Genomic DNA, 5636 nt, shown 5'->3' on the forward strand with positions numbered 1-5636 from the left:
GGCCCAATGGCTCAGTTGGTTAGAGCGCCGCCCTGTCACGGCGGAGGTCGAGGGTTCAAGTCCCTCTTGGGTCGTTATGGGATCTTAGCTCAGCTGGGAGAGCATCTGCCTTACAAGCAGGGGGTCACAGGTTCGAGCCCTGTAGGTCCCATTTAGTCGAAAGACTACAAATGCCGGCGTGGCGGAACTGGCAGACGCGCAGGACTTAAAATCCTGTTGTGGCGACACAGTACCGGTTCGATTCCGGTCGCCGGCATTAACTGTAAAAGTTAAAAAATGTGTGTGTGTAGCTCAGCTGGATAGAGCACTTGGCTACGGACCAAGGTGTCGGGAGTTCGAATCTTCTCACGCACGTACTTATGAGACCTTCGGGTCTCTTTTTTTGTATATAATTATATTAGAAATTCGTGTTCATATCTATTTGAAGAGTCGATTAAGGTCATTTTGAGTGATTTAGTGATTCGCATATCTGATTCTAATACTTTTTTGGTTTTGAGGACTTTAATATAATGTTTATATAATACAGACTTAAAATTAAAATGTATTTGCAAGTTACACATGTCTTATGAGAATGATCCATATTTAATAGGTTAATTTAGAATGATATTTTTCATTTTTTGATTAAATTACGGAGCATAGATTCCAAGGCTAAAAATATAAAATATAAAAGTTATAATTGGCAAAGTATAAATTATAAATGGGATATTTAGTAAGGAATAATTAGTAAGGAATAATTAGTAAGGAATAATTAGTAAGGGATAATTAGTAAGGAATATTTAGTGAGAAATATAAAATAATAAAGAAGAATAATTATAAACATTAAAAAAGCCACCCATGATAGGTGGCTTTTGAGGGGAGTATAAATAATTAATAAGGGGTATAACATGAAAAGGCAACCGCCTCTTCATGTGTTATTATATATGATAATAAGAAAAAAATCAATTAAAATTTTTACAATTCTAAAAAAAATATGATTCATTGGATAAATGAATAGCTTTATTGTTGAAATGAGTAAAAATAAGGTGTGAAAATACGATATTGTTTAAGATTTATCAATCATTTTTGGGGAAGATAGAAAAGAAAAGAATAACATATTGTTGATTTTAGAAAATTCAAATTATTATTATATGTTTGAATTTTTTGTAATAGTAGTAGTAAGTAAATATGTATGATGAATAAATGAGAAAAATATGGTAGAATTGAAGCAGATATATATAAATATTAGTTTCTAGAATAAATATAAAAATCTAGTCGTTAATTGAACGATAATGTTTATATAAGTATATTTTTTTATTTTTAGAAAGAAAGAGAAGATGTATGAAATTATTTAAGTTAGTTGTGCCATGTCATTTTGGATTAGAGGCAGTAGTTAAAAGAGAAATATATGATTTAGGATATGAGATTACTAAAGTTGAAGATGGAAAAATCACATTTGAAGGTGATGAAGAAGCTATTTGTAGAGCAAATATTTTCTTAAGGGGTGCTGAAAGAGTACTTTTACAAGTTGGAAGATTTAAAGCTACGACGTTTGAAGAATTATTTAATGAAATAGAAAAATTGCCATGGGAAGATTATATTCCGGAAGATGGAAAGTTTTGGGTTAAGAAGGCTACTTCAGTTAAGAGTAAGTTATTTAGTGCTTCAGATATTCAGTCCATTATAAAAAAAGCAATGGTTAAACGTTTACAAAGAACATATAAGAAAAAATGGTTCGAGGAAACAGGAGCAGAATATCCGGTTCGAGTGTCTGTGTTAAAAGATGAATTTATTGTTTCTTTAGACACTTCTGGAGAAGCTTTGCACAAGAGGGGTTATCGTGTAATGAAGAGTTTAGCTCCTATCAGAGAAACAATGGCAGCATCCTTAATAATGCTTACTCCATGGAAGAAAGATAGAATTCTTGTTGATCCATTTTGTGGTAGTGGAACATTTCCTATAGAGGCAGCAATGATGGCAGCAAATATTGCGCCAGGATTAAATCGTGAGTTTACTGCTGAATCATGGACAAATTTTATACCTAGACAATTGTGGTATGATACTGTGGAAGAGGCAGAGGAAATGATTGATTTAGATATAGACGTTGATATACAAGGCTATGATATTGATCCAGATGTAATTAAGGCTGCAAGAAGCAATGCAAAAAGGGCTGGTGTTGATAAATTAATTCATTTCCAACAGAGAGATGTTGCAGATTTACATCATCCAAAAAAATATGGATTTGTTATAACAAATCCACCTTATGGTGAAAGGTTAGTCGAAAAGGAACAGCTTCCTGCGTTATATAAAACAATCGGAAATGCGTTTGCAGAACTAGATACATGGTCTAAATTTGTAATAACTAGTTACGAGGATATGGAGCGCTATATAGGAAAGAAAGCTGATAAAAAGAGAAAAATATATAATGGTATGATTAAAGCTAATTTCTATCAATTTATGGGGCCTAAGCCACCTAGAAGAGATAAAAAATAATTTGTTTTATGCTATTTAAAGGTATAAAATTTTTTAAAAATAGAGGGTGCAGTTATGGAGATAAGGGTTTTAAAAAGGGTGACAATGATTCTTGCTGTAATAATGTTCTTTATTTGTATTTGGATTTGTTTTTTACCGGACATGAAAATTCAAGCATCTAGAATTAGTTATAAGGATAATTATGTATCTTATAGAAATGTTTCTCAGGTGCTTGAATATAATCGAGTTTTTAAAGGAAAAATTAAATTCGTATTACCTGCCAACATTGAAGAGAAGGATATTCAAATAAAAAATGATTATTTTAGTAAAAAAGTTGAAATTTCATTTACAGGGATGAAATCAAATTTTTTTGATAGAAACAAATTAATCGGAAGTAGCGATTATATAAATGAAATATCTTATTTTAACCAAGATAATAAAGGGATATTTGTTTTTAAACTTGATGGTATTTATGAAATAAAAAAACAATTCAAAAAAAATGAACTAGTAATAGAATTTAAAAATCCACATGATATATATGATAAAATTGTTGTTGTTGATGCTGGACATGGAGGAAACATGCCTGGGGCAATACGACAAGGTATACATGAAAAAGATATTAATTTAGCAATTACACTTGAATTAAAGAAAATTCATGATACAGACTTGAACTCTAAAATAGGATTTTATTATACGAGAACAGCAGATGAGTCGGTATCTTTAAAAAGTAGAGTAGAATTAGCAAATGATATAAAGGCGGATGCTTTTATTAGTATACATAATAATTCTAACGAGGAATCTGAAGGATCGTCTTTATCAGGTGTACAAGTTATGTACGATGAATGTAGCCTAGAAAAAGGTGGAAGCAAGGATTTTGCCGCGGTATGTTTAGATAAGGTTGTAGAGGCTACTGGTGCCCATAAAAGAGGCCTTATTGAAGGTGATAGCATTTATATTATAAGAAACAGTAAAGCACCTGTTGCTTTAGTTGAGGTTGGTTTTATGACCAACGGTCGTGATTTGAAAAATTTGAATGATAAAGATTTTCAAATTAAAGCAGCAAAAGGAATATATAACGCAATTAATGATTTTTTGAACAGATAATGATTTTTTGAATAGATAATGTATTTTTGAATCATATTGTGTTTTAATTATTAATTAAAAAGCAGAAAATGGAAGGATACTTAAGATGGAAAAAATAATTTTTGCAACTGGGAATAAAAATAAAGTTAAAGAAGTTAAAAAAATATTAGAAGGATTAGATGTTGAGGTTTACTCGAAAAAGGAACTTAATATAAAAGAGGATGTAGAAGAAACAGGTTCAACATTTGAAGAAAATGCAATATTAAAGGCAAAAGCAATTGCAAAATATACAGACAGTATTGTTATTGCGGATGATTCGGGCTTAGAAGTGGATTATTTAAATAAAGAGCCAGGAATTTATTCGTCTCGCTATTTAGGTGAAGACACACCATATGAAGTGAAAAATAAAGAGATTCTTCGAAGATTAGAAGGTGTTTCGAAAGAATATAGAACTGCCAGATTTGTGTGTGCAATGGCTATAATTATGCCAGATGGTGAATGCTTGACGGCTGTAGAAACAATGGAAGGCTATATCGGAACAGAAGCAAGTGGAAAGAATGGATTTGGATATGATCCTATTTTTTACCCAAATGGATATGAAATTTCATCAGCGGATATGACAATGGAAGAAAAAAATGATATATCACATAGAGGAAAAGCACTTAGAAAAATTAGAGATATTATTAAGGAAAAATTAGGAGATTAGTTTATAAATGAGTAACAAGGTAGTAAATTATAATCACAATACGCAAAAAAAAATAATCATAATTAACGATTTAACTGGGTTTGGAAAATGTTCATTAACTGTTGAAATTCCGATTATTTCAAAATTGAAAATACAATGTTGTCCAATTCCAACATCGATTTTATCCAATCATACAGCCTATGAAAGTTATTATATGAAAGATATGACTGATGGGATTTTAGATTATTTTGAAGAATGGGATAAGCTAGGATTAAAATTTGAAGGCATTTTAACAGGTTTTTTAAGTAATAATAAACAATTTGATATTGTGAGAAAGATACTTGAAAAAGTTAAGAAAAATAATGCTATAGCTATAGTGGATCCTGTTATGGGGGATGATGGTAAAAAATATGTTAGTCATGATGAAGAAATGTGTGATAAAATGCGTGACATTGTAAAAATTGCAGATATTATTACGCCCAATCTTACAGAGGCATGTATTTTGCTAGATGAAGACTATAATCAAATTAGTCAAATATGTGATTATGAACTACTTGTTACCAAATTAGAATATCTAATAGATAAATTTATTGCGTGGGGGGTAAAAAAGGTCGTTATAACTGGAATAGAGCATAATAATAACATATTAAATGTTGCAAAAGAATGTGGAAAAGATATTCAGGTCTTTAGTAACGAAAAAATAGGAATATCGAGAGCCGGTACAGGTGATGTTTTTTCGGCAATAATAGCGGCAGATGCTATAAATAAAATAAATTTCTATGAATCTGTGAAAAGGGCTTCTTTTTTTGTGGCAAAAAGTATTAAAGTATCCGATATAAGAAACGTGCCGAGAGAAGATGGAGTATGTTTTGAGGAAATATTGGATTACTTAAAGTAAAAAATATGATTTAAAAAGAAATTAAAAAAAATTTTTTTGTTTTTCAAGAAAAATATTAGTATTTTTCTTTGAAAATGTATGGATTTTTGAAAATAAAAAAAGGATGGAAACCGCATAAAATGGGCATTTTTTAAACAGCTCAAAAAAAATTTAAAAAAAAAATAAAAAAAATCAAAAAAAGTGTTGACATTATATGTGGTAAGTGATATTATACTACATGTGCCACGGCGATGGGCACGAAACAAAAACAAGAAGATAACACTTTACGGGGTGTGGCTCAGCTTGGCTAGAGCGCCTGGTTTGGGACCAGGAGGTCGCAGGTTCGAATCCTGTCACCCCGACTCTGCGGGTGTAGTTCAATGGTAGAACACCAGCCTTCCAAGCTGGATACGTGGGTTCGATTCCCATCACCCGCTTAACTATGAGAAATAGTTAGGTATGTGTTCGTAGCTCAGCTGGATAGAGCAACGGCCTTCTAAGCCGTGGGTCGGGGGTTCGAATCCCTTCGAGCACATTTGATAC

The 5636-nt window shown here is 31.6% G+C and carries 4 protein-coding genes and 7 tRNA genes; all 11 read left to right on the forward strand.

Annotation, left to right across the window (positions count from 1 at the left end):
* The 11 genes from BMY79_RS11445 to BMY79_RS11495 all read left to right on the forward strand — a co-directional run bounded on the left by BMY79_RS11445 (position 1) and on the right by BMY79_RS11495 (position 5628).
* Positions 1–74: transfer RNA gene (locus BMY79_RS11445), tRNA-Asp, on the forward strand.
* Positions 75–78: 4 nt separating this feature from the next.
* A tRNA-Val gene (locus BMY79_RS11450) sits at positions 79–151 on the forward strand.
* Positions 152–172: 21 nt separating this feature from the next.
* Positions 173–256: transfer RNA gene (locus BMY79_RS11455), tRNA-Leu, on the forward strand.
* A 24-nt stretch (positions 257–280) separates the two neighbouring features.
* Positions 281–354, forward strand: a tRNA-Arg gene (locus BMY79_RS11460).
* 963 nt (positions 355–1317) lie between these two features.
* On the forward strand, positions 1318–2469 hold the full coding sequence (locus BMY79_RS11465; protein ID WP_022750512.1) for a THUMP domain-containing class I SAM-dependent RNA methyltransferase: 1152 nt from the start codon (positions 1318–1320) through the stop codon (positions 2467–2469).
* A gap of 54 nt (positions 2470–2523) precedes the next feature.
* Entirely contained in the window at positions 2524–3552 is a 1029-nt protein-coding gene (locus BMY79_RS11470; protein ID WP_022750513.1) for an N-acetylmuramoyl-L-alanine amidase family protein, read from the forward strand.
* 85 nt (positions 3553–3637) lie between these two features.
* On the forward strand, positions 3638–4237 hold the full coding sequence (locus BMY79_RS11475) for an XTP/dITP diphosphatase (protein WP_074731011.1): 600 nt from the start codon (positions 3638–3640) through the stop codon (positions 4235–4237).
* A gap of 7 nt (positions 4238–4244) precedes the next feature.
* Complete coding sequence (locus BMY79_RS11480) at positions 4245–5114, forward strand: pyridoxamine kinase (protein ID WP_029067129.1); 870 nt, start codon at positions 4245–4247, stop codon at positions 5112–5114.
* A 266-nt stretch (positions 5115–5380) separates the two neighbouring features.
* A tRNA-Pro gene (locus BMY79_RS11485) sits at positions 5381–5455 on the forward strand.
* A gap of 4 nt (positions 5456–5459) precedes the next feature.
* Positions 5460–5530: transfer RNA gene (locus BMY79_RS11490), tRNA-Gly, on the forward strand.
* A 24-nt stretch (positions 5531–5554) separates the two neighbouring features.
* Positions 5555–5628 (forward strand) — tRNA-Arg (locus BMY79_RS11495).
* Positions 5629–5636 lie beyond the last annotated feature (8 nt).

The sequence above is a fragment of the Lachnobacterium bovis genome, from assembly GCF_900111325.1.
Taxonomy (GTDB): Bacteria; Bacillota; Clostridia; order Lachnospirales; family Lachnospiraceae; genus Roseburia; species Roseburia bovis_A.